The sequence below is a fragment of the Pseudomonas viridiflava genome, assembly GCF_900602065.1.
In the GTDB taxonomy this organism is placed as follows: Bacteria; Pseudomonadota; Gammaproteobacteria; order Pseudomonadales; family Pseudomonadaceae; genus Aquipseudomonas.
In genome coordinates, this window is sequence record NZ_UWFN01000154.1 from 1 (window position 1) to 285 (window position 285).

Consider the following 285-nt stretch of genomic DNA (forward strand, 5'->3'; position numbering starts at 1 on the left):
TGGCAGTCGTTATCAGCGGCAGTACGCTGTTCGCTCTGAGGTCTCTGGACGCATCCAATCTGGTCATTCGCGAAGAACACATGTCGAGCGAAGCCCGGTTGCTGGCCGATCAGCTCAGCACCTTTCACAGCACACTGCGCGACAGCACCCAGCGCCTGAGCGGCTTGTTCGAGAAGCGCTTCGCCGGCGGCCTGACCTTGCAGACCGACAAACCGGTTGCGGTCGCGGGCACCCAGACCCCAGGCCTGTATCTGCGCGATACTGCCCTGAACAACGACTTTACCG

General features: G+C 61.4%; 1 protein-coding gene. It reads left to right on the forward strand.

From position 1 onward, the window contains the following. Nucleotides 1-285: Cache 3/Cache 2 fusion domain-containing protein (locus EE949_RS08415; protein WP_241152847.1), on the forward strand; the 285-nt coding region annotated here is incomplete at both ends.